Annotated in this window: 21 protein-coding genes; 16 read left to right on the top strand and 5 right to left on the bottom strand. The window is 46.7% G+C overall.

The features are described from left to right. Window positions 1-67: 67 nt before the first annotated feature. Both IJ22_RS10535 and IJ22_RS10530 read left to right on the top strand, forming a co-directional pair. Entirely contained in the window at window positions 68-613 is a 546-nt protein-coding gene (locus IJ22_RS10535) for an L-2-amino-thiazoline-4-carboxylic acid hydrolase (protein ID WP_054817849.1), read from the top strand. Between the two features lie 6 nt (window positions 614-619). Continuing rightward, a complete protein-coding gene (locus IJ22_RS10530) occupies window positions 620-1,855 on the top strand; it encodes a Zn-dependent hydrolase (RefSeq protein ID WP_062408779.1) in 1,236 nt (411 codons plus the stop codon). Here IJ22_RS10530 and IJ22_RS10525 read toward each other — a convergent pair. Then, window positions 1,852-2,643: an IclR family transcriptional regulator gene (locus IJ22_RS10525; RefSeq protein WP_082660769.1), complete on the bottom strand. Its 792-nt coding sequence runs from the start codon at window positions 2,641-2,643 to the stop codon at window positions 1,852-1,854. The two genes, IJ22_RS10530 and IJ22_RS10525, sit on opposite strands and share 4 nt — an antisense overlap. A 275-nt stretch (window positions 2,644-2,918) precedes the next feature. Here IJ22_RS10525 and IJ22_RS10520 point away from each other — a divergent pair, with 275 nt between their 5' ends. The 11 genes from IJ22_RS10520 (at window position 2,919) to IJ22_RS10470 (ending at window position 13,807) form a co-directional block, all read left to right on the top strand. Further along, window positions 2,919-4,058 (top strand): zinc-dependent alcohol dehydrogenase, encoded by a 1,140-nt coding sequence (locus IJ22_RS10520; RefSeq protein WP_062408777.1) that lies wholly within the window; start codon window positions 2,919-2,921, stop codon window positions 4,056-4,058. A 284-nt stretch (window positions 4,059-4,342) separates the two neighbouring features. Continuing rightward, entirely contained in the window at window positions 4,343-4,645 is a 303-nt protein-coding gene (locus IJ22_RS10515; RefSeq protein WP_062410945.1) for an ArsR/SmtB family transcription factor, read from the top strand. A gap of 109 nt (window positions 4,646-4,754) precedes the next feature. Further along, entirely contained in the window at window positions 4,755-5,720 is a 966-nt protein-coding gene (locus IJ22_RS10510; RefSeq protein WP_054817850.1) for an LLM class oxidoreductase, read from the top strand. A gap of 71 nt (window positions 5,721-5,791) precedes the next feature. Next, window positions 5,792-6,397 (top strand): NAD(P)H oxidoreductase, encoded by a 606-nt coding sequence (locus tag IJ22_RS10505; RefSeq protein ID WP_062408776.1) that lies wholly within the window; start codon window positions 5,792-5,794, stop codon window positions 6,395-6,397. Window positions 6,398-6,459: 62 nt separating this feature from the next. Then, window positions 6,460-7,308, top strand: a complete 849-nt coding sequence (locus tag IJ22_RS10500; protein WP_054817851.1) for a sugar phosphate isomerase/epimerase family protein — start codon at window positions 6,460-6,462, stop codon at window positions 7,306-7,308. Window positions 7,309-7,581: 273 nt separating this feature from the next. Continuing rightward, the gene (locus IJ22_RS10495; protein WP_062408775.1) at window positions 7,582-8,358 is read left to right on the top strand and encodes an IucA/IucC family C-terminal-domain containing protein; all 777 of its coding nucleotides are present in this window, start codon (window positions 7,582-7,584) and stop codon (window positions 8,356-8,358) included. Between the two features lie 138 nt (window positions 8,359-8,496). Beyond that, the gene (locus IJ22_RS10490; protein ID WP_062408774.1) at window positions 8,497-8,808 is read left to right on the top strand and encodes an MFS transporter; all 312 of its coding nucleotides are present in this window, start codon (window positions 8,497-8,499) and stop codon (window positions 8,806-8,808) included. A gap of 93 nt (window positions 8,809-8,901) precedes the next feature. Continuing rightward, a complete protein-coding gene (locus tag IJ22_RS10485; protein WP_235594303.1) occupies window positions 8,902-10,545 on the top strand; it encodes a helix-turn-helix domain-containing protein in 1,644 nt (547 codons plus the stop codon). A gap of 99 nt (window positions 10,546-10,644) precedes the next feature. Then, window positions 10,645-11,619, top strand: coding sequence for an ABC transporter substrate-binding protein (locus IJ22_RS10480; protein ID WP_062408773.1), 975 nt, complete (start codon window positions 10,645-10,647; stop codon window positions 11,617-11,619). A 125-nt stretch (window positions 11,620-11,744) separates the two neighbouring features. Then, window positions 11,745-12,770, top strand: coding sequence for a FecCD family ABC transporter permease (locus IJ22_RS10475; protein ID WP_062408772.1), 1,026 nt, complete (start codon window positions 11,745-11,747; stop codon window positions 12,768-12,770). Next, window positions 12,767-13,807: a FecCD family ABC transporter permease gene (locus tag IJ22_RS10470; protein WP_062408771.1), complete on the top strand. Its 1,041-nt coding sequence runs from the start codon at window positions 12,767-12,769 to the stop codon at window positions 13,805-13,807. The genes IJ22_RS10475 and IJ22_RS10470 overlap by 4 nt, the downstream gene beginning before the upstream one ends. Window positions 13,808-13,907: 100 nt before the next feature. Here the strand turns inward: IJ22_RS10470 and IJ22_RS10465 are convergent, their stop codons facing one another. From IJ22_RS10465 to IJ22_RS10450, 4 genes are all read right to left on the bottom strand, one after another. Then, window positions 13,908-14,354: a GreA/GreB family elongation factor gene (locus IJ22_RS10465; RefSeq protein WP_062408770.1), complete on the bottom strand. Its 447-nt coding sequence runs from the start codon at window positions 14,352-14,354 to the stop codon at window positions 13,908-13,910. Between the two features lie 271 nt (window positions 14,355-14,625). Then, the gene (locus IJ22_RS10460; RefSeq protein WP_062408769.1) at window positions 14,626-16,104 is read right to left on the bottom strand and encodes an aldehyde dehydrogenase family protein; all 1,479 of its coding nucleotides are present in this window, start codon (window positions 16,102-16,104) and stop codon (window positions 14,626-14,628) included. Window positions 16,105-16,130: 26 nt separating this feature from the next. Beyond that, complete coding sequence (locus IJ22_RS10455) at window positions 16,131-16,694, bottom strand: FAD-dependent oxidoreductase (protein ID WP_062408768.1); 564 nt, start codon at window positions 16,692-16,694, stop codon at window positions 16,131-16,133. 109 nt (window positions 16,695-16,803) lie between these two features. Beyond that, window positions 16,804-17,226: a MarR family winged helix-turn-helix transcriptional regulator gene (locus tag IJ22_RS10450; RefSeq protein ID WP_062408767.1), complete on the bottom strand. Its 423-nt coding sequence runs from the start codon at window positions 17,224-17,226 to the stop codon at window positions 16,804-16,806. Window positions 17,227-17,722: 496 nt separating this feature from the next. Here IJ22_RS10450 and IJ22_RS10445 point away from each other — a divergent pair, with 496 nt between their 5' ends. The 3 genes from IJ22_RS10445 to IJ22_RS10435 all read left to right on the top strand — a co-directional run bounded on the left by IJ22_RS10445 (window position 17,723) and on the right by IJ22_RS10435 (window position 20,937). Next, window positions 17,723-18,529 carry a (Fe-S)-binding protein gene (locus tag IJ22_RS10445; RefSeq protein ID WP_062408766.1) on the top strand — a complete coding sequence of 269 codons (807 nt, stop codon included), beginning with the start codon at window positions 17,723-17,725 and terminating at the stop codon, window positions 18,527-18,529. A 422-nt stretch (window positions 18,530-18,951) separates the two neighbouring features. Next, window positions 18,952-19,404 carry a tripartite tricarboxylate transporter TctB family protein gene (locus IJ22_RS10440; RefSeq protein WP_062408765.1) on the top strand — a complete coding sequence of 151 codons (453 nt, stop codon included), beginning with the start codon at window positions 18,952-18,954 and terminating at the stop codon, window positions 19,402-19,404. Window positions 19,405-19,416: 12 nt separating this feature from the next. After that, window positions 19,417-20,937 carry a tripartite tricarboxylate transporter permease gene (locus tag IJ22_RS10435; RefSeq protein ID WP_062408764.1) on the top strand — a complete coding sequence of 507 codons (1,521 nt, stop codon included), beginning with the start codon at window positions 19,417-19,419 and terminating at the stop codon, window positions 20,935-20,937. The last annotated feature ends 58 nt before the right edge of the window (window positions 20,938-20,995 follow it).

The raw sequence follows: 20,995 nt of genomic DNA, 5'->3' as shown, positions 1-20,995 counted from the left end.
ATCTCGTTCTCTGATCCCTATCTTTTATACCCAATTTCTATAATAATTTAAATGAGGTGCTGCAACGATGAGTAAAGAAAAGGATCAACGCAAACAGGATGAAAGTCTTGAACCTGTATCCCCATATACAATAATGGCCAAGCTGTTCGCCCATGTCTCGAAGGCGGTGGTCGACCGTTTTGGCGAAGAAGGCAAGGAGGCTGTTCGTGAAGGGGTGCGCGCTTTCGGAGAAGAGCGCGGCCGGGATATCGCCCGCCGGGCGGCTGCGAACGGAAAGCCGAATGACATTCATAATTATCTGCCTCATTATGACATGGGACGCAGCGATTTATTCGAGTATGAGACACACTATCATCCGTTGGAGATTGAACAGAACTTTACGAGATGCGCTTTTGGCGACCAATGGAAGGCGGACGGCATGGAGGAATACGGCATCCTTTATTGTCAAATGATTGATCCGGCCATAGCCAAAGGGTATAACCCGAACTTTGAAGTGGAACACGATAAATATCTTCTAAAGGAAGGGCATTGTCATTTCCGTTTTCAAATGAAAGACAATCAGGTTGACGGCAAGCAGAAAGAAGAGGAGCATAACCATACGAAGAAAGGATGACATGGGATGACTCGCGATCGATTGTGGGCAAGGCTGATGGAACTAAGCGCGATTGGCGGACAGACTCACAGCGGAGGGGTGACAAGGTTTTCGTTTACCGAGGCGGAAAGACAGGCCAAAAATCAGGTGATCGCTTATATGAAGGAAGCCGGCCTGGATGTACGTGAGGATGCCGCCGGCAATGTCATCGGGCGCAAGGAAGGACGCGATCCGCTGGCTCCCGTTGTTTTGACCGGTTCGCATATCGATACGGTTCCCGATGGAGGAAAGTTTGACGGAGCGCTTGGCGTCCTGGCGTCGATTGAAGTCTTGCAGCAAATGAACGAGCGGGGAATCACGACCACCCATCCGATAGAGGTCATTGCCTTTACCGATGAAGAGGGCGCCAGATTCGGCTTTGGCATGATCGGGAGCCGGGCCTTGGCCGGAACGCTTCAGGCAGAGCATTTAGAGCATGCCGATGAGCGGCAGATTACCATTCGACAAGCGATGCAGGAGGCGGGCCTGGACCCCGCCCGAATTGCCGAAGCTGCGAGGAGCCCCGAGCAGGTCAAGGCTTATGTTGAGCTTCATATTGAACAGGGTAAGATTCTGGAAAGCAGAGGCTTACCCGTCGGCGTCGTATCGGGGATTGCCGGGCCGCTGTGGCAGCAGTTTACTTTGACCGGCGAAGCCGGCCATGCCGGGGCAACGCCAATGAATGCAAGAAGGGACCCGATGCAGGCGGCCGCCGAAATAATGGGATATATTTATCAGGAAACAAAGAAATACACAAATGCCGTAGCTACGGTCGGAAAAGCGCGCGTTATTCCCGGCGGCATTAATGTCATTCCCCAGCAGGTGGAGTTTACGCTGGATTTGAGAGATATCGATCTTGCCGTGCGGGACCGGCTCGAACAAGCTATCCATACCTTTGCCCATGAGGTCTGCCAGGCGTCCGGGATCGAGCTTCGGATCAGCACGCTGCAAAGGGTTGCGCCTTCGCCGTGCTCTCCCGGTATCAGGGCCATCATTGAAGAGGGGTGCAAGCGGGCCGGGCTGCCTGTGCTGACACTTGTCAGCGGAGCCGGTCACGACGGCATGCAATTCGGCGGATTATGTCCCATCGGCATGATATTCGTACGTTCCCGGGACGGCATCAGCCATTCCCCGCAGGAATGGAGCTCCCCCGAGGACTGCCGTGCGGGTGCCGAGGTGCTGTACCACACGCTTCTTCAACTGGCTGTAGAGCAGAATAATTAAGATTCAAGTTTCTGATGGTATCCGAACTGGCTGGAGATGGAGCAAGCCGCCTTCAGCAGATCAGTTCGGATATTTTTTTCGTTCTCCTTCATACGGGTTAAGGAACCGACAATACTGATCGTGCCGACAACCTGTCCCGTCGAATTTTTGATGGGGGCGGCTATACTGTATGCGCCTTCCTCAATTTCCTCGTTTTCAATACTGTACCCTTGATTCCTGATTTCCTGCAAGCATTTCATTAGCTGCTTCTTATTCGTAATGGTATTGTCAGTCAGCTTGGTGAACTTGTATTTATCCAAAAACTCCTCCAGTTCTTCACTGGACATGTTCGCGAGAAAGACTTTGCCCGACGCCGAAGCATGCATCGGAAGCTTGCTGCCGGCTCTTGAGCTGATAATAAAGTAATTGCTTGGCGATTCTACCTTGCCCACACAGAAAATTTGCTTATTCTGATAAACATACAGGTGGGTCGTTTCATGATATTTTTTGGTCAATTCGGTCAAGTAGGGATATCCGATTTCTTTAAGATCAAGGCTTTCCGAAACCAGATTCGCCTTGAGCAGAAATTCCAGCCCCAATTTATATTTGCCGTTGTTGGGATTTTTATCAATGTAGGAATAGGCGCAAAGGGTGTTAATGATGCCATAAACCGTGCTGATATTCAAATGAAGCTTTTCACTGATTTCGCTCAGGGATAATTGAACGTTTAAAGAATCGAAACAATTAATAATATCAAGGGCTCGCTTAACCGATTGGATCAAGCGCGGATTTTTTTCATTCAAGTCCATACCTCCATAACGTTAGCCGTTAAATAATAAGAATGAGTGGGAGCACTGGCCGGTCTCCCGGTATAAACAGAGAATGATCCCGGATTGTATGTTCTGACCATCTCACCATTACTTATATTTTATTATATCAAATGCAAATACCGTGTCGACAGTTATCCTTTGTTGTCATTGCGTTCCGTTACCCTGCAGCGTATAATCCGTCTTCTCCGGGTGCAAGATATGTGCAGTGTGCAACAGTGTGCAAAACAAAGGATGTCATAAACAGGAGGGCGACGATGAAGGCTGTAACTTATGAAGGCGTAAAGAATATGCAGGTGAAACAGGTTGCCGATCCGACAATTCAGAAAAAAGACGGGATCATCGTCCGGATCACCTCGACTGCCATATGCGGTTCCGATCTCCATATTTACCAGGGGGCGATTCAGGCCCAACCCGGATACGTGGTCGGACATGAACCGATGGGCGTCGTCGAAGAAGTAGGCCCTGATGTGACAAGGGTCAAGAAAGGCGATCGGGTCGTGCTGCCGTTCAATATCTCGTGCGGCAGCTGTTTTTACTGCCAGCATGAAATGGAGAGCCAATGCGACAATTCCAACCCCAATCCTCAAGTGGATACGGGAGCCTATTTCGGATTCACCGAACGTTACGGGAATTATTGGGGCGGACAAGCCGAATTGCTTTACGTGCCCTATGGCAATTTCATGCCGTTCGTCATTCCGGAATCATGCGAATTGGAGGATGAGAAGCTGCTGTTCCTATCCGACGTGCTGCCGACAGCCTATTGGAGCGTGGACAACGGCGGCGTGAAGCAGGGGGATACGGTCGTAGTGCTCGGCTGCGGCCCCGTCGGCTTGATGGCGCAAAAATTTGCCTGGATGAAAGGGGCCAAACGGGTCATCGCGGTCGACAATCTCCCATACCGGCTGAACTATGCCAAAAAAATAAACAACGTCGAGATTTTTAACTTCGAACAGTTCAATGACACGGGGCTGCATATCAAAGAAATCACGAGCGGTGGGGCGGATGTCGTCATCGATTGCGTAGGCATGGACGGCAAGAAGACGCCATTGGAGGAGGAAGAGCAGAAGGCCAAGCTGGTCGGCGGAACGCTCAGCCCGCTCAACATCGCAATGAACGCGGTGAGAAAATTCGGCACGATTCAGATTACGGGAGTATACGGTTCTAAATATAACCAGTTCATGTTCGGAAACCTTTGGGAACGAAACGTGAAGCTCACCATGGGACAGGCCCCCGTGATTCATTACATGCCGATGCTGTTTCAAAAAATTACAGCCGGCGAGTTCGATCCGTCGGAGATCGTCACGCATAAAGTGCCGCTGGATCAAGCGCACAACGCGTACAACACGTTTTACAACCATATGGACGAAAGCATTAAATTCGTCTTGAAGCCTTGAATCATATTACGTATCCTTCAGCAACTTCATAAATAAAACAAAATATCCTTGAAATATCAAGGGTTTTTTGTTTTTTTAAAGATAGAATCTTCAATCATGGTATTCCACTCGGTCAGGATGTAGTGTTAGAATGAGTATAACGGGATTTCTCCAATCCATCGGAGTCCATCCGGTTTTTCAGCATTCAAAAACTCAGACAACGCAGCAGGATTTCGCTTTAAATGCAGTGGAAAACTGGAGTCATATGAATAATACGTTTAAATTTTATGTATCTGGAGGAAGCCATGGAACTTTTGGAAGTATTTAAAGCCTTGTCTAATGAAACGAGAATGCTGATCTTGCAGTGGTTAAAAGATCCGGAGATTCATTTTCCCAAACCGCAAAGCGGGGATATTCATGAAGACGGGGTTTGCGTGAGCGACATCCACAAAAAAGTGGGATTGTCGCAATCCACGGTGTCCCTTTACTTGTCCATGCTGCAGAACGCCGGATTGATAAAAGCAAAGCGTATTGGGCAATTTACTTATTATAAAAGGGATGAGGAAAATATCAAAAAAGTGTTGGAAGGGATAAACAAAGAATTGTAATCAAATTTTTTGTTTTCCACTTTCTTTATGGTTGCAGGATATGGATTTTTATTTTATTATTATATCGATATTTATAGATATCTATAATTAATGATTAGGAGGTACGGATATGAACAAGTTTGAAAATCATAAAGGATTTTCACGCATGTTTAAAGAAAACCATTTGACTCTCGGATTGTTCTTTCCTTTGGAATCATACGCAGGCAGTATTCCGGAGATGAACATAGAAAAGCAAATGAAACTGGCCAAAAGAGCGGAGGAGCTCAATTTTGCCGCGCTGTTCGTCAGGGATGTTCCGATGTATGACCCTCATTTTGGGGATGTGGGCCAAATGTATGATCCCTGGGTTTATTTAGGGTATATCGCCGCCCATACCCAAAACATCGCTTTGGGCACCGCAAGCGTTATTCTCACCTTGCGTCACCCCTTGCATGTGGCTAAAGCAGCCGCTTCCGTTGATCACATATCCGGCGAACGCCTGGTTCTCGGGGTGGCGACCGGGGATCGTCCTATAGAATTCCCGGCCTTCTCCGTTGATTTCGAAGAGCGGGGCCCGTTGTTTCAAGAAGCCCTTTCCGTCATGAGAAAAGTGTGGGGGGAGAACTTCCCGGCGATCCGGACGCAGCGCGTCGAAATGTCGCTCGGAGACCTTTTGCCCAAACCGCGTCTTTCGGATATCCCGGTGCTGGTAACCGGCCACAGCTCACAGTCCGTCGAATGGATTGCCCAAAATGGCGACGGCTGGATGTATTATCCGCGAAACGTGCAGTTCCAAGCGGAACTGATCAAAAATTGGCGTTCCTACACCGATCAGTTTAAACCGTTCAGCCAGTCCTTATATATCGATTTGATGGAGGATCCGAATCATAGACCGGTCCCCATCCATCTAGGATTCCGTATCGGACGCAATCCGCTGATTGAATTTATTCAGTTTCTTAAAAGCGTCGGTGTCAATCATGTGATTATCAACTTGAAATATGGGCACCGGCCGGTTGAAGAAGTCATTGAAGAATTGGGAGAAGAAGTCCTTCCGCATTTTCCCGCAATAACCGGTAAGCAGCAGGAAAATTCGTGAACAGGAAAGCCCCGGTCCCGTTAGCCGCGCGACCGGTCCGTTTCACCAAAATCTGTCGGGGAGTGACTGATATGAAAGTGCTGACGATCGTTTCGCATCCCAGAAGGGAATCTCTTACATTTTCCGTTGCCGAACGTTTTGTTCAAGGACTCACCGATGCCGGACATGAAGTGGAGATGGCGGATCTGTACGGGGAAGAATTTCATCCGCTCGTCTTTGAAAAAGATGAACCTGATTGGGATAACCCACGAAAGAGCTATTCCGCTCGTGTACAAGCTGAAATGGAAAGGCTGAAAAGAAACGAAGGACTCGCGTTCATCTTTCCGGTTTGGTGGTATTCCTTGCCGGCGATTACGAAAGGCTATATAGACCGTACATGGAACTATGGTTTTGCTTATGGAGGAGCACGCCTGCCACACAAAAAAGTATTGTGGATTCCGCTTGTCGGGGAGACCGAAGCAAGCTTAAAAAAACGAAGCTTCGATACGATGATATCCCAATATTTGAATGTCGGTCTGGCAGGATATACGGGCATCTCTCAGTCGGAAGTGGCGTTTTTCTATAACACGCTGGCTGAAGAGATGGAAAGCGAGGATGAAATCAACAAGCATTACGAGAGTTTGTTACAACGCGCGTATGAGTTAGGGCAAACCTACAGCGATTCGGTCACGCAATAGCAAAAAGGCTGACGTATTCAATCCCCAGGATTGATTTACCGAAAAGGAGGAGCAGGCAACGAATGGCTTACCGTGTTTATGCAATGGATTTTTCTTTTTACAACTCCATGGGAATTTACAGCTTTGAAACCCGATGCGAGATGCTCAAAGAGATCGGGTACGATGCGATGCATTTGTCCATCTGGCACGGAGAGCGGTGGCGGGATGCGGCGAAGCTCGGCAGCGTCAAAGGGAAATACGGGCTGGACGTGGCCGGTGTGTACGTCGTCTTGGATCTCTCTTTAGGCGAGAGCCATCCGAGAAACGAAGGCATTCTGAAGATGCTGGAGACGCTTGAAGGATGTTCGACGGTCGAGCTGGCGATCCAGTCCGCAGGAAGCCATCTGCGCCCTTCGGATCCGGCGGGTGACGACGCCGTGGTGAAGTGGCTGGAAAAAGCGCTCGAGATTTGCGAGCGGAGAAACATCGATATCCTGCTGTATACGCACCTTTCCTTCTGGGTCGAACGCCACGAAGATGCGGTGCGGCTGTGCAAACGGTTGAGCCATCCCCGTTTGGGTATCGTGTTCTGCGGCTACCACTGGTACGCCGTCGACGGGAGCAACCTGGCGGGCATACTGGATGAGGTGGCGCCGTATCTGAAGCAAGTGAACCTGTCCGGCAGCCGCCGGAATCCGCACGGTTTTGGCAACGTTGCGACGATCGAGCCGTTGGATGAAGGCGAGCTGGACAATTTCGCACTGCTTGGACAGCTGAAAAGGATTGGTTATGATGGGATGATCGGCTTTCAGGGCTGGAGCGAAGGGGGCGACGCCTACTTGAAGCTGAGCCGCTCGCTCCAGGCATTCCGTGACATGGAACGGCGTCTTGAAGCACATCCGCACTGGGCGGAGCTGAAATTGCTTCCGTAACCTTGCGGGCTTTGCATAGTATTCACCCATTCAATACCCGGGAACTGAAGCACCGGACGGCCCTTTATAGGGCGCGTCCGGTGCTTTTGCATGCTTTAACTGAAACCATCAAGAAACTGCCGGGGTACTAATGTCCTATTATTCCAAAAATCGGGCGCAAATGTCCATGTTCAATCATTTTTTTTGCATTAATAATAATAATCAGTATCATGACCAACGGCACGGCTGTGAATCCGCTCCATGCGAAGCAGCGTGACATAGGGAGGAAATCAGGTGAAAACGCAGTCCCGGCTTGAAGTGGGGGAATTGGAATACGTAATAAAAAATTTTTATTTTTCCATAGAGCAGTCGCCCCATTCCACGAGTTCGATCCGAATCGTCGATTTGCTTGACGGTGAAAAATGTGCGTCCTACTTGGATGAATTAACTATGGTTCTCCAGTCTCCGTCAAGAATGATTACCGCCTCGCAATTCGCCAAGAGGTATGCTTTTTTAACCCTTGCTCCCGGGTTATACGCTATGACGATGTATAATAAAGGATTGGATTTATCTATTGAAAGCAGCCTTCTTGAATCGTCCGCAACGTTCAAAAAATCGTGGTCTGCCCGTCTATGCGCGCCAGATTTGCAGGTGAACGAACCCGCGGCAGGGAAGCGGGATGAATGGCGCGATGAAATGATAAGAAATCTGTTCGCGGGGCATTTGGCAAAACTGTGGCGTTCCATTTCGGAAGCCGCCGATATTCCAATGGCTATTTTATGGGAAAATACGGCTGTTCGTTTATATTCGCTCTATGAGAAACGAATGGGGGAAGGGTCCGACTTACAGGAAAACAAGCGCATACAGGAGGATTTCAAATATCTGATTAGTACAGCGCCCGGGATCTTATTCGGGGAAACGGATAATCCAATGGCAAGGTATTACTATCCTGCATGTACGATTTCTTCTGCAGTTCAACCGGTTCGTATGCGAAAGACATGCTGTTTCTACTATAAAGTTTCTCCTGACGAAGGCTACTGTTCAAACTGTCCAAAGGTGAAGCATTTGTAGCAATTAGGACTCACTGACACTGAAGAAGTCCGTATATGGTCGGGCCTTATTTTCGGGGCAAACCTGCTGACCACTTTATTTTTTCATTGGTATGGGGAAAGCTTGGAGACTGGTATGGACGTAAATTAATGCTCATCCGTGCCAAGCATCGTTCAGGAATTATGGCAGCTCATTGTGCTGCGATTCTGTACGGGTGTGTTCCTTGGCGGCATGACCCCTTCCATCCATGTCCTGATTCGTCGCTATGCGCCGAATGGCATGGAAAGCTGTACATTCAGCTATTCCCATTGTGCCTTGTTTCTGGGAGGTATGGTAGGGTCCATGGGGATGGGAGTGGTCGCGTCTTATTTTGGTTTGCCGATGATTTTTATTTTTTCCGCCGTTTTCTTGCTGATCAACCAGACGGTTGCAAGAAAAATCGTTGCCGATGCAGCCGTTCTGAAGGAATAATAAAAAACGGATCCGAACAAGGAAATCGGGAAAGATTTGTCGAAATCATATATAATGAGAATGATTATTATTCACGAAAAAGGACGAGTACAAATGGACAACGGCTCACATCTTTCAATGCAGCTCGCTGCTTGCCAGTTTAGACTGGAAGATATTCAACACGTAAACTCGAATGAGTCCATATTTCAACATGATCATTCGTTGTACGGCATGCTGCTTTTTAAGGAAGCCGAAGGAAGCATTGTCATCGACGGACGGAGCTATTCCTTGCAGCGGCAGAAGATTTTTATCGTATCTCCCGGCACCTATGTCAAACTGTTCATTCAAAATGAGCAGGCGGATTATTATTACATACGGTTTTATGCGCTGCGGCCTGCGGGCCGGGGGCATTTCGTTCTTGCGGAATTGAAATGTCCGGATGAACTGTTTGCTTCGCATTTTCAGTTTCTGATCGACATGGTTCAAAAGATGGAGACAAAACATCGTGGTGACAATAGCTGGGATGCCATGAAAGCGAATATTATGTTTCAAGAAATGATCATCACGCTATTCAAGGATACCATTCAGGAAGAGAAGTCGGATTTGCAGCAAGCGATTCGTCTTACATTAGATTATATGGAACAGTACTATCCTTTAAACATAACCCGGGAAAAGCTTGCTGAAATGACAGGTTTGAGTGCGGATTATTTCTCGCGGGCCTTCAAAAAACAGGTTAAAAAAAGTCCGATGAAAGTTTTGACTGAAATCCGGATTAATCAAGCCAAGCAATTGCTGGTCCAGTCCGGCGAATCGTTTCGTTCGATTGCCCAAAGCGTTGGCTTTAGCGATGAATTTTATTTCAGCCGCAAGTTTAAGGCAGAAACAGGCTGCTCGCCGATGAATTATGTGAAAAAAATCAAATATTCCGGTAAAATTGCTTCGCTTAATCATCAAACTACAGGTCATTTGATTGCGCTGGACATCGAGCCTTATGCCGCTATCATCAATAACGCTTACCCCATCACTACCCGGTTGCGCAATACCATAGCCGTCGGCCACTTCAATCCCGATTTGGAAAGACTGATGACCGCCAAGCCGGACTTAATTGTGGCGAGCGGTTCCCGCCAAGTGGAAAAATCACCGAAGGAGAGAATATTTAATCAAATCGCACCGACGATAACGCTTCATTTTTCCAAAGACTGGAGAGTTCATTTTCAGACGATAGCAAAGATCGTCGGCAAAGAAAAGGAAGCAAACGATTGGCTGGAGCGTTACGATTGGAAAGCGGACACGATCCGAAAACAAATCAAAAGCAAAATAGGAGATGAAACCTTCTTAATTGTTGGCATTGGCGAAGGGAAAATGTGCGTGTATGGTCTGCGAAACATGGGGTCGGTTCTTTATGGCGATTTAGGGTTGGCCGCTCCCAAAGGTGTATCGGGGATTGCTCACTATAAGGAGATATTGCTGGAGGATTTGTTGGAGTTTGAAGCGGATCGTATCCTGTTAACCAGCTACAGGCACGATGGTACTGCACATATGGATCAGGCCATCCGGAATGAAGTATGCGCGTTATATGCCAACAAACAATGGCATGCGCTAAAAGCGGTCAGGAACAAAAAAGTTTATTTTATGTATGACAGCCAGCATCTTTATACAAGCTATAATCCTCTGTCACATGATTTATTTCTGGACAAAATGCACCAGCTGCTGATGGCAGATGCCGCTGCAGAAAGATCTGTATTGTCCAAAAAGTGATCAAAAATCTCCATGTTCATTATGTGGTACATCCTTATAATGAGAATAAGAATCAATATCATTAATAGGTACACCAAGAGAAAAAGGAGAGGTACACAAATGGTTAGACGCCAAAAATTAGTATTGATGCTGGCGGCGATGTTCGTATTGATGCTCGTGATCGCCGGCTGCGGAGGGAATCAGCAGGGGGGAGAGGCTTCTCAGCCGCCACAAGTACCAGAAACCGAAAATCAGGACGCCAGAGTCGTTCAACATGCCATGGGCACGACTGAAATTAAAGGCACGCCTAAAAACGTGGTCACCCTGTTTCAAGGGGCTACGGACGCTGCCTTGGCGCTGAAAGTTAAGCCTGTGGGAGCCGTTGAATCCTGGATCGAACAACCCTGGTACAATTACATCAGAGCCCAGATGGAAGGGGTAACTAACCTGGGTTCGGAAAACCAGCCGGACTTGGAAAAATTGGCTTCAATTCAGCCGGACTTGATTATCGCTTCCAAGACACGCCATGAGAAGATTTATAAGCAATTATCGGCCATCGCGCCAACAGTCATGACAGAAGAGGTTCATTTGTGGAAGGATACGTTGACTCTGACATCAGAAGCTTTAAACAAAAAGGATGAAGAGAAAAAATTTCTGGAAGAGTGGAATCGGAAGGTAGCCGATTTTAAGGAGAAAATGGGCGATAAATTAAAATTGGAAGCCGGCATCGTTGACTTCCGGGTAGATCATGCCCGAATTGTTTATACCGGATTTTCAGCTCTAGTTTTGGACGAGTTGGGAATCGCCCGGCCAGCCAGCCAGAGGGGAACGGAATGGGGAGTCCAGCTCACATCAAAGGAAAGTATTCCGCAAATGGATGCAGACATTATATTTGATCAGACGAGTACGACAAGAGATGACGGCCGACTGGATTTGAGAAAAGCATGGAGCGAGCATCCGCTGTGGAAAAAATTAAAAGCCGTTCAAAACAACAGAGTATTCGAGGTGGATACGGCGGTATGGAATAACGGCTCCGGCCCGTTAGCGGCTATGGAGATGGTAAATGATCTCTATGAATTCTATGGTTTAAAATAGCATATTTTGATGAGGAGGCTGTTGAACAACGACGGGATCAACAGCCTCTAAGAAGTTTCTTCCTTCATTCCGCTTCGTTTCATGAAGGCTGTGGAGAGAATGAAACCTCAAAGAGGAGGGTCTTTGTGAGTCCATTATTACACCAGACATCTTTAAAAGCTTCGGGTTTGGTGTTTGGTATTTTAATCCTTGTGATTTCTTTTATACTGAGTATCGTGCTGGGAACAACGAAAATCAGCTTTCTCACGGCTATCGAGTCGTTTATCCATTATGATATGTCATCGGACGAACATGTGATTATCCAAACGACACGGTTACCCCGCGCTTTATTTGCCGCTATGATAGGGGGGAATTTAGCCGTTGCGGGCGCTCTGATGCAGGCGTTGACCCGGAATCCTTTGGCTTCTCCAAGTATTTTCGGCATTAATTCGGGTGCCGTTTTTTTTGTGGTAATGGCGTTAGCCTTTCTCCCGGTCTCTTCCCTGGATCAATTGGTATGGGTCGCCTTTTTTGGAGCGGGTATTGCCGCTCTGACCGTTTATTACCTCGGTTCTCTGGGTCGGGACGGCATGACTCCGATTAAAATCGTACTAGCCGGCGCGGCGATGACAGCCTTGTTTACTTCTTTTACTCAAGGGATGCTGGTCGTCAATGAAACGGGCTTGCAAAATGTGTTGTTTTGGTTAGCCGGTTCTGTCGCAGGCAAATCGGCCGAGGGGTTAATTCCGGTCTTGCCGTACATGATATTCGCCGGGATCGCCGCGTTGGTACTGGCACAGCCTGTCAACATTCTTTCTTCGGGAGAGGATATTGCCAAAGGATTGGGGCAAAGAACAGGCCTTGTAAAAATATCGATTGCTGTTACGGTCATTTTATTGGCGGGCAGCTCTGTTGCGGTTGCCGGTTCCATCGGCTTTGTAGGTCTCGTTATTCCGCACATTGCCCGCTTTCTGGTGGGTGTTGATTATCGCTGGATTATTCCTTACAGCGCAGTACTGGGGGCTATCTTGTTGCTGCTTGCAGATATCGTCGCTCGTTTTGTGATTATGCCTGGAGAGCTGCCGATCGGAGTAATGACGGCATTAATCGGAGTGCCATTTTTTATCTACATTGCCAGGAAGGGGTTTCGCTCGAAAGGGGTTTCGCAATGAAGCGGCTGGTTGTTTTTCGAAGCAAAACGGGGCACTTTTCTTTTCTTGTACAGAAGAAAACGATGATTGTGCTCTCCGTGTTAACGTTATTGTTATTATTTGTATTGATGATGAGTATCGGGCTGGGCAACAAGGGTACTTCTCTGGCGGACGTGTACAAAACGATCCTTGGGCAAGGGACGGCCGTGAATTTGCTGATTATTGGGACGTTAAGGCTTCCCCGTATTATTCTGGCTGTATTGGTCGGAGCGGCTCTGGGGGTTTCCGGATCGATCCTTCAGGGCATTATCCGCAATCCGCTGGCCTCGCCGGATATTGTCGGGATTACAGGAGGGGCCACATTTGCGGCAGTGGCGTTTATTACCTATTTTGCGGGGACGGTAAGCATCCAGTGGCTCCCGGTAGCAGCTTTTTTGGGGGCCGGCTTGGTCTCGATCGTTATTTATTTGCTGGCATGGAATAAAGGAGTTACTCCAACAAGGCTGGTGCTGATTGGGATTGGGATTTCAGCGGCGACAAGCTCTTTAACCATGCTAATGATCGTTCTCAGCCCTATTAAAGCAGCCGGTCAGGCCTATATTTGGTTAACCGGAAGTATTTACGGTGCATCGTGGGATAATGTGTATGCTTTGCTGCCTTGGTTGATTATTTTTATTCCGCTGGCCCTGATTTATTCCAGACACATCAATGTTCAAGAGCTGGGGGACGATATTGCGATGGTTTTAGGGGCTCCTGTTCAGCATCACCGATTAATGCTGCTGTTCATCAGCGTGGCGTTAGCGGGTTCAGCCGTGGCCGTAGCCGGAGCGATTGGATTTATCGGCTTAATTGCTCCGCATATCGCCAGAAAGCTCGTAGGCGCTTCGTTTGGCGGCTTAATTCCGGTAGCGGCTCTTATTGGCAGCCTGATGCTTCTGATTGCCGACACGTTTGGCAGAACGGCTTTTCTCCCACTCGATATTCCCGCGGGCGTGTTTACTGCGGGTGTGGGTGCACCCTTCTTTATCTATCTGCTTTATAGAAATCGCAATAAATAAAATATGCACAAAAAGTCAGCCAGTTTTTGCACTAGCTGACTTTTTTTATGAAAAGCAGCGTGCCCAATTGCCAGGTCTGCTCTTCTAAATCTCATAACCGTTAATGTACATCGCCGTGATTAACAAACTTAATATTTTCCACTCTTACCAAGGTTTCGCCGGAAGGTATCACAAGCTGATAGTTTTCATTGGTTTGTGCCATCAGCAGTTGAAAGCCTATAGGAGATAAGAAAGATATCAGGTTTTTATTGGGATCCGTCCGATGCGGGAATACAATCGTAAGAGATTCCGTTGATCCATCGTCCAGATATCGCAAATCTACTTGGCTTCCTATGAGCGCCATGGAATTCAGATTTTCTTCGGTTAGATCCTTGATAATCCTTTCAAGCGTCGAACAATATACTGATATTGTCTTCTCCACATTGCGGCGTTTTTGGTTAGGCTCAGGGAAATACTGGTTGAGGAAATTCAGCTTTTCATCGTCAAAATAAACCAGCTGATTCACCAGTTGCAGCCGGGAACCTTGATACATAAGACTATGGTTCATAGTAGATTTCCCCTCCTTTACGAAGCAAACCATATACTCTGAAGTTAAAGCCACTTACCATCGAAATCCCTCCCATGTAAATATAGGTCTCCATAAGGGAGACCTTCAGATTATTGTACCAAATCTTGCTGGTAAATCCAATCATTTTAAATCCGGCTAAACCTGGCAGCCGATCCGGAAAGCAATCACGATTCCTTCATTTCCGAGAGAAACATAAACAGAAAAGCATGTCGAGGCAGGAAGCCACGACATGCTTATAAAAAGGAAATAGTTATTCGGGAATATAAGGCAATTCGCCGACCTTTGGTATGTTAATGACGTGAGTTTCGACATAGGAGAGAATGCCTTCCGGACCATATTCACGCCCTATGCCGGACTGCTTAACCCCGCCGAATGGAAAACGAACGTCAAGCCCCTGTACGGCAGCGGTGTTAATCATGGTTGTACCTGCTTCGATTCGCCGTGCTACCCTAAGGGCATGCTCTTCCTCGCCCCATACGGAGCTCGTCAGACCATAAATACTGTCATTGACTAAGGAGATGGCTTGGTCATCATCATCGAAGGGCAGGATCGGGACGGTGGGACCAAACTGTTCTTCCACGACGATAGGGTCATGGTATCCGGCTCCCAATACGACAGTCGGTTGCAGGAAGTAACCTTTTTCAAACAGTTCCGGATCAAGAATACGTCCCAACTTGATCACTTGGGCACCCCGGTTTTGTGCATCGTCGATTAAGCTCCGTACAAACTTAACCTGACCGGCGTTATTCACCGGGCCAACGGTAACGTCCGGGTTAAAGGGATCGCCCACCCGAATCCACTTGTTCGCCGCCTCAATATATTTCTCCACGAATTTGTCATAAATTGAGCGATGGACATAGATTCTTTTCGCAATCATACAAATTTGTCCGGCAGTAAGGAAGTTTGAGATCACGAGGCGGCGCATCGCACGTTCATCGTTCACGTCGAAATCAGAAAGAATAATCGCCGCATCATTTCCGCCTAATTCCAATGTCATATCCTTAATAGTATCTGCCGCGGCTTTCATGATGGCTTTTGCCGTCTTGGTTCCGCCGGTGAATGCGATTTTGGAAACCTTGGGATGAGAGGTCAGTTCCACTCCCACATCCGATTCGCCGTGGACCATGTTAAGCACGCCTGCCGGAAACTCGGCTGCAATCATCTCAATGACTTTGCTTACAGCCAACGGGGCAAGGGGGCTCGGCTTGAGCACCATGGTATTGCCCGCCAACAGCGCCGGAGCGATTTTAATGGTCGAAAGGGAGAGCGGATAATTCCATGGTGTTATGGCGGAAACGACACCTATCGCATCTTTGGAAATAATGGTTTTTCCGTTCTCATGCTCCTGTACCTGATCTTTAAGCACTTCCTTAGCCGTGTTGCAGGCATATTCCATCCACATCAGGGAAATCGCAAGCTCACCTTCTGCATCGTACAGAGGTTTGCCATGCTCACGGGACAGAAGCTTCGAAATTTCCGGGCTAGCATCTTTTAGCTTTGCAATGGCGCGCTGCATCCGTGCAATACGTTCCTCGATGGGTGTCTTGCTCCAATCGGGGAAAGCCGCTGCCGCAGATTCAATGGCTTCAATGGCCTCCTCGCGTGTGTTCACAGGGCCGTAGCCGACAATTTCGTTGGGGTTCGTCGGATTCTCGCGGGAATACTGTTTATCTGTTTCGACTTTTTCGCCATTGATGATCGCATGAACAGCAACCGGTTGATTCACCATAAAAATAACCCTCTTTCTAAATTAAATTAAGACTTAAGTACATCATGGTCAACATAACGTTCGCCATTTAACTCACTTATGACATTAATCGCCACTTTCGCGCCATCGCCGGCTGTGATAATGGTATGAACGCTTACCCCTGCTGCAGTTCCTGCCGCCCAAATGCCTTTTTTGTTTGTTTTACCATGGCTGTCGACAGAGATCACTTTCTTTATGCGCGGTTCTGTGCCTTCTTTTGTGGCCAAGCCAATTTTTTCGGCCAGATCAGTTAGGACGCCCGTAGCCAAAATCACTTGATTCGATTCAACGGTTTGATTGTCCAAATGAATTTTAAAACCTGTTTCTGTTTCCGTAATATTATCCACTGTAGCTGTAACCAGTTCCGCCCCCAATTTGCTTGCCTGTTTTTTTCCTGTTTCTACAAGCTCGGGTCCTGAGATTTCGAGTACGCCATAATGGTTTTCAACCCAAGCTCTTTTCGTCATGGTTTTGTCATTATCAATCAATAACGTTTTTTTTCCGGCTTTAGCGGCAAAGAGCGCAGCGGTTGCTCCGGCAGGGCCTGCACCGATAACAGCAATATCGTACATCGTTCGACACTCCCTCTAATGAGTATATGGTTGTTATAGCAACTTTAGTGCTCGCAAAGTCTCTATATGAATATACAAGAGCTGCATGATGGCAGCGATATGCAGGATTTTATGTGACATTATGGCTTATCTTTGTAAGGATTCTTTTTAGTTCCTTTAATTCTTCATTTGTAATCCCATTTTTTACCAACTCATTAAATTTCTCAGTGAGAGGAATAATGTGATTGCCCAGTTGTTTTCCTTCTTCCGTCAAATAAACGATCAATGATCGACGGTCGTTTTTCGGACATGCTCTTCGGATAAATCCTTTTTGTTCAAGATTAAACAACATCCGTGCAACATTGGTTTTATCCTTAACCAGCAGTTCCGCAATTTCATTTTGGGTAAGGCCATCCTTCTCCCAAAGAAGCATCATAACCAGATTTTGTTCAGGCGCCAGGTTGTATGGAGCCAATTGCTTTTTAATGTAACTGGTCAAGGTTAAGTCGGTCTGGTGAATAAAAATGCTGATATATTCATCTAACAACTTCAAACAACCACCTCCTTGTTGCTATAACAACAGTTGTTACAGATACATTATATTATGCAAAATTTTTGATGTCAATTTTTTTTCACATTTTTCTCTATGGTCCGTGTGAAATGCTGCAAAACGGATTTTCCAGAAGGAGACCATTATACGACTAAAGGCTGCACTTTGTGCGGCCTTTTCTTTTTCTTTGGCTCTGTGAATTTATCGCTTGCGAATTACTTTATAAACGATATATAAATCCAAATATCAGAAATGAATAAGCAATTACCAACGAATCTTCAACTTCTTTAAAGTCCTTACCCTTAGTAATAATCAAGTATTCAAATTGGTCATAACACGTGGATGTTCCATTATCTATTCCCCCGCCAGAACAAGATGCGCATGCTCGGCTTGGCTTTGCAAATCTATCAAAAGTCGGGGTTCAGGCGGCTCGCGCAAAAACTTCGGGTCACCCGGCTATTCGGCAAAAATTTGAGCCAGATGGAGCGGATTATACCGGATGCTTCCTAATAAAGGCGTGATAGAACAATTGGGCACTACCGTTATTCCGGCAAAGGGGGAAAAGGTTGCCCGCGTCGGCATGTTTCGAGGGTGCGTCATGGACGTTTTGTTTACCAAGACGAACCTGAACACTGTCCGGCTGCTATCCGAAGCCGGATTCGAGGTCGTCATCCCGCCCGGACAAAATTGCTGCGGCGCGCTGCATGCCCACAGCGGCGAAATGGATCAGGCCAGAATTCTGGCAGTGAACAACATTGCCGCATTTCGTGAAGCCAATGTTGATTACATCGTTTCCAATGCCGGAGGCTGCGGCGCGCTATTGAGCGAATATGATCACCTGCTGCACGACGATCCGCAATGGGCAGAAGTATCCGAATGGTTTGCCTCCCGTGTCAAGGACGTCAGCCTGATTTTGCTGGAAAAAGGACGAGTACCTGAATTTGCGGCATGGCCTGGGGAAAAAATTACTTACCAGGATTCCTGCCATTTGCGCAACGTGATGCGGTCATCCGCTGCGCCGCGCCAACTCATGAAACGCATCAAAAACGTTCAGTTCGTAGAGTTGCCCCAGTCTGACCAATGCTGCGGTTCAGCAGGAATATACAACCTGGTTCATCCGGATATGGCAGCGCAAATTCTCGACCATAAAATGGAAAATGTGAGGAAAACAGACGCCCAATATCTGCTTACCAGCAATCCCGGCTGTTTGCTGCAATTGAAACTTGGCATTGAAAGGGCCGATCTTACGGACAAAATACAAGCCGTGCACATCGTTGACTTTTTATATGAACGAATGCCCAAATAAGTTCGTGATGGAAAAGAAAAATTGCAACAGATCGAATCCTCCAAAAAGGGATTTGATGAACAAATCCGGCCTGTTCTTCGGAACAGGTCAGGCTGTCGAGAAAGTCTCGAAAGCTTTCTTTATGTTAATAATGTTAATTACGACACCTGTTATAATAGAGGTAATAAAGTGAGGAGCGGAATCGCCGGAGGTCGATGAAAAGGGTAACATCGGTATTGACAGAAGATTTTGGCGATGCTATCATAACAAACATTAATCCATACTAAATACATGTGAATAATCTGAAATAATTCAACCGGACAACCGGAGATGTGATCCTGAAGGAGGGTGACTTCGTTTTTTGTATTTCTGCATGAATTTAACACCTGCGTAATAGGGTTTACACTTGATTCATCATGACGTAAAAGAAAAAGGGAGGACAAATGTTAGTTGAAATTATATTTGGCGCTTCGCTGTTAATACTTATGTTGGTTTTTTTTGTGCAATCTATGAAACTCCCGTTCTTAATAAAAAACGGATTAATGGGTGCCGGTTTTTTTCCGAGAATCCTGATCATCATTTTGATCGCTTTGATTATTTATTATTTAGTAAAGTTGATTTTGAAAAGAAGACGATATCCCCAAAAGGAGCCGGTCTTAAAATCGACCGTTTGGCAGCAGTGTTTTTTAATGGTAATGATGGCCGTCTCTTTGTGGGCCGGTGATTATTTAGGAATGGAGTTAACCATAGGTTTATTTCTGCTTGTGACTTTGGTTATGGTCGAAAAACTGTCATGGGTAAGAGCGGCCATTTTCAGTGCGGCAGCTACGGTATGTATTTATTTCATTTTTGATGTTTGGCTCGGACTAAATCTGCCGAAAGGGATATTGGGGTAGAAGGTGAAGTGAATGGAATTACAACTATTACTGCAAGGTTTTATGAATATATTGGACCCACAGGTTATTTTTTGGTGCGTTCTCGGGGTAATTATCGGAACATTGGTTGGCGCGCTCCCCGGGCTTGGTCCAACGGCTGGAGTAGCCCTGCTTCTGCCTCTAAGCTTCACCATCGGCGAGCTCAACGCACTAACGCTCCTCATGAGCATTTACCAGGGATCGATGTATGGAGGAAGCCTTACTTCCATTTTAATTAATGTACCGGGCGATGCCTCGTCGGCAGTAACGACTTTGGACGGTTACCAATTGACCAAAAAAGGCAAGCCCGGCATTGCGCTGGCATTAAGTGCGATTGGATCATTTATCGGCGGGATGATCGGTTTTATCGGATTGATATTTTTAACGCCGTATGTGGCCAAATGGGCATATGTTTTTGGCTCCCCTGAATATTTCGCGCTCATGTTATTTGCATTAATTGCCACAAGCGGTCTGGGCGACAAAAAATTAATCAAAGGTCTGATCGCCATGGGATTAGGATTATTAATTTCCATGATCGGCTCCGATTCCATTCAAGGTATTAACCGTTTGACATTCGGATTTTTCGAGCTTATGGACGGTATCGACTTTGTTGTTGTGGCGATCGGTATTTTTGGTCTCTCAGAGGTGTTGATTTTAATCGAGGAGAAGGCGAAAAAATCGGAAGAATACAAAGGGAAGATTCCTTTTAGAGAACTGTTTCCGACCGTGAAGCAAATATTAAGGAACAAATGGAGTATCGCGAGAGGCTCTATCATCGGTTTTTTGGTTGGGATTTTACCTGGCGCCGGCGCTACGATTGCGACGTTTTTAAGCTATAATTTAGAAAAGAAATTGTCCAAAACTCCTGAAGAATTTGGAAAAGGTGCTGAACAAGGCGTCAGTGCTCCGGAATCCGCAAATAATGCTTCCGTTGGGGGGGCGCTAATCCCGCTGTTCAGCTTGGGAATTCCGGGTTCGGGTACAACCGCTGTTTTGTTAGGCGCATTGGTCATGTTCGGTTTACAACCGGGACCGTTAATGCTTCAAAAATCAGGAGATCTTGTTTGGGCAGTCATTGCGGGTTTAGTGTTTGCGAACGTATTGTTATTCATTTTAAACACAGCTTTCGTACCTGCTTTTGCTATTCTTATAAAGAAAGCGCAGCCGTACCTGATTCCTTTGATCGCCGCTCTTTGCTTTATCGGTGTTTATACGTTGTCAAACAGCTTTTTTGATATAGGTTTAATGATGATATTCGGGCTCTTGGGCTATTTCATGAAAAAGTTTGACTTTCCGCTAACGCCTTTCGTTCTGGCTGTTGTCCTTGGCAAGATGATCGAAACAAACTTAAGGCAATCTCTTTTAATCTCCAAAAACGATATGACGATTTTCTTTACAAGACCGCTATCTTTAACTTTTATGCTCTTGACCATTCTTATTCTTTGCTTGCCTGTGATCAGTAAAATATATAAATTAACGGTAACGAATAGGAGAATAACAAAGCACGAAGGGTAAAATTCGGAATAATGGCCTTAATGGACGTTTTAAGTCTATTTTGATGAAAGAGGCGGAT

Source organism: Paenibacillus naphthalenovorans, assembly GCF_001465255.1.
GTDB classification, from domain to species: domain Bacteria; phylum Bacillota; class Bacilli; order Paenibacillales; family NBRC-103111; genus Paenibacillus_G; species Paenibacillus_G naphthalenovorans.
Note: the sequence above shows the minus strand (reverse complement) of the source record. Positions and strands in the feature narration are given on the sequence as shown.

What these genes read in the sequence shown, in the direction of transcription:
- IJ22_RS10535 (WP_054817849.1), top strand. Translation starts at nt 68, where the DNA reads ATGAGTAAAGAAAAGGATCAACGCAAACAGGATGAAAGTCTTGAACCT.
- IJ22_RS10530 (WP_062408779.1), top strand. Translation starts at nt 620, where the DNA reads ATGACTCGCGATCGATTGTGGGCAAGGCTGATGGAACTAAGCGCGATT.
- IJ22_RS10525 (WP_082660769.1), bottom strand. Translation starts at nt 2,643, where the DNA reads ATGGACTTGAATGAAAAAAATCCGCGCTTGATCCAATCGGTTAAGCGA.
- IJ22_RS10520 (WP_062408777.1), top strand. Translation starts at nt 2,919, where the DNA reads ATGAAGGCTGTAACTTATGAAGGCGTAAAGAATATGCAGGTGAAACAG.
- IJ22_RS10515 (WP_062410945.1), top strand. Translation starts at nt 4,343, where the DNA reads ATGGAACTTTTGGAAGTATTTAAAGCCTTGTCTAATGAAACGAGAATG.
- IJ22_RS10510 (WP_054817850.1), top strand. Translation starts at nt 4,755, where the DNA reads ATGAACAAGTTTGAAAATCATAAAGGATTTTCACGCATGTTTAAAGAA.
- IJ22_RS10505 (WP_062408776.1), top strand. Translation starts at nt 5,792, where the DNA reads ATGAAAGTGCTGACGATCGTTTCGCATCCCAGAAGGGAATCTCTTACA.
- IJ22_RS10500 (WP_054817851.1), top strand. Translation starts at nt 6,460, where the DNA reads ATGGCTTACCGTGTTTATGCAATGGATTTTTCTTTTTACAACTCCATG.
- IJ22_RS10485 (WP_235594303.1), top strand. Translation starts at nt 8,902, where the DNA reads ATGGACAACGGCTCACATCTTTCAATGCAGCTCGCTGCTTGCCAGTTT.
- IJ22_RS10480 (WP_062408773.1), top strand. Translation starts at nt 10,645, where the DNA reads ATGGTTAGACGCCAAAAATTAGTATTGATGCTGGCGGCGATGTTCGTA.
- IJ22_RS10470 (WP_062408771.1), top strand. Translation starts at nt 12,767, where the DNA reads ATGAAGCGGCTGGTTGTTTTTCGAAGCAAAACGGGGCACTTTTCTTTT.
- IJ22_RS10465 (WP_062408770.1), bottom strand. Translation starts at nt 14,354, where the DNA reads ATGAACCATAGTCTTATGTATCAAGGTTCCCGGCTGCAACTGGTGAAT.
- IJ22_RS10460 (WP_062408769.1), bottom strand. Translation starts at nt 16,104, where the DNA reads ATGGTGAATCAACCGGTTGCTGTTCATGCGATCATCAATGGCGAAAAA.
- IJ22_RS10455 (WP_062408768.1), bottom strand. Translation starts at nt 16,694, where the DNA reads ATGTACGATATTGCTGTTATCGGTGCAGGCCCTGCCGGAGCAACCGCT.
- IJ22_RS10445 (WP_062408766.1), top strand. Translation starts at nt 17,723, where the DNA reads ATGCTTCCTAATAAAGGCGTGATAGAACAATTGGGCACTACCGTTATT.
- IJ22_RS10440 (WP_062408765.1), top strand. Translation starts at nt 18,952, where the DNA reads ATGTTAGTTGAAATTATATTTGGCGCTTCGCTGTTAATACTTATGTTG.
- IJ22_RS10435 (WP_062408764.1), top strand. Translation starts at nt 19,417, where the DNA reads ATGGAATTACAACTATTACTGCAAGGTTTTATGAATATATTGGACCCA.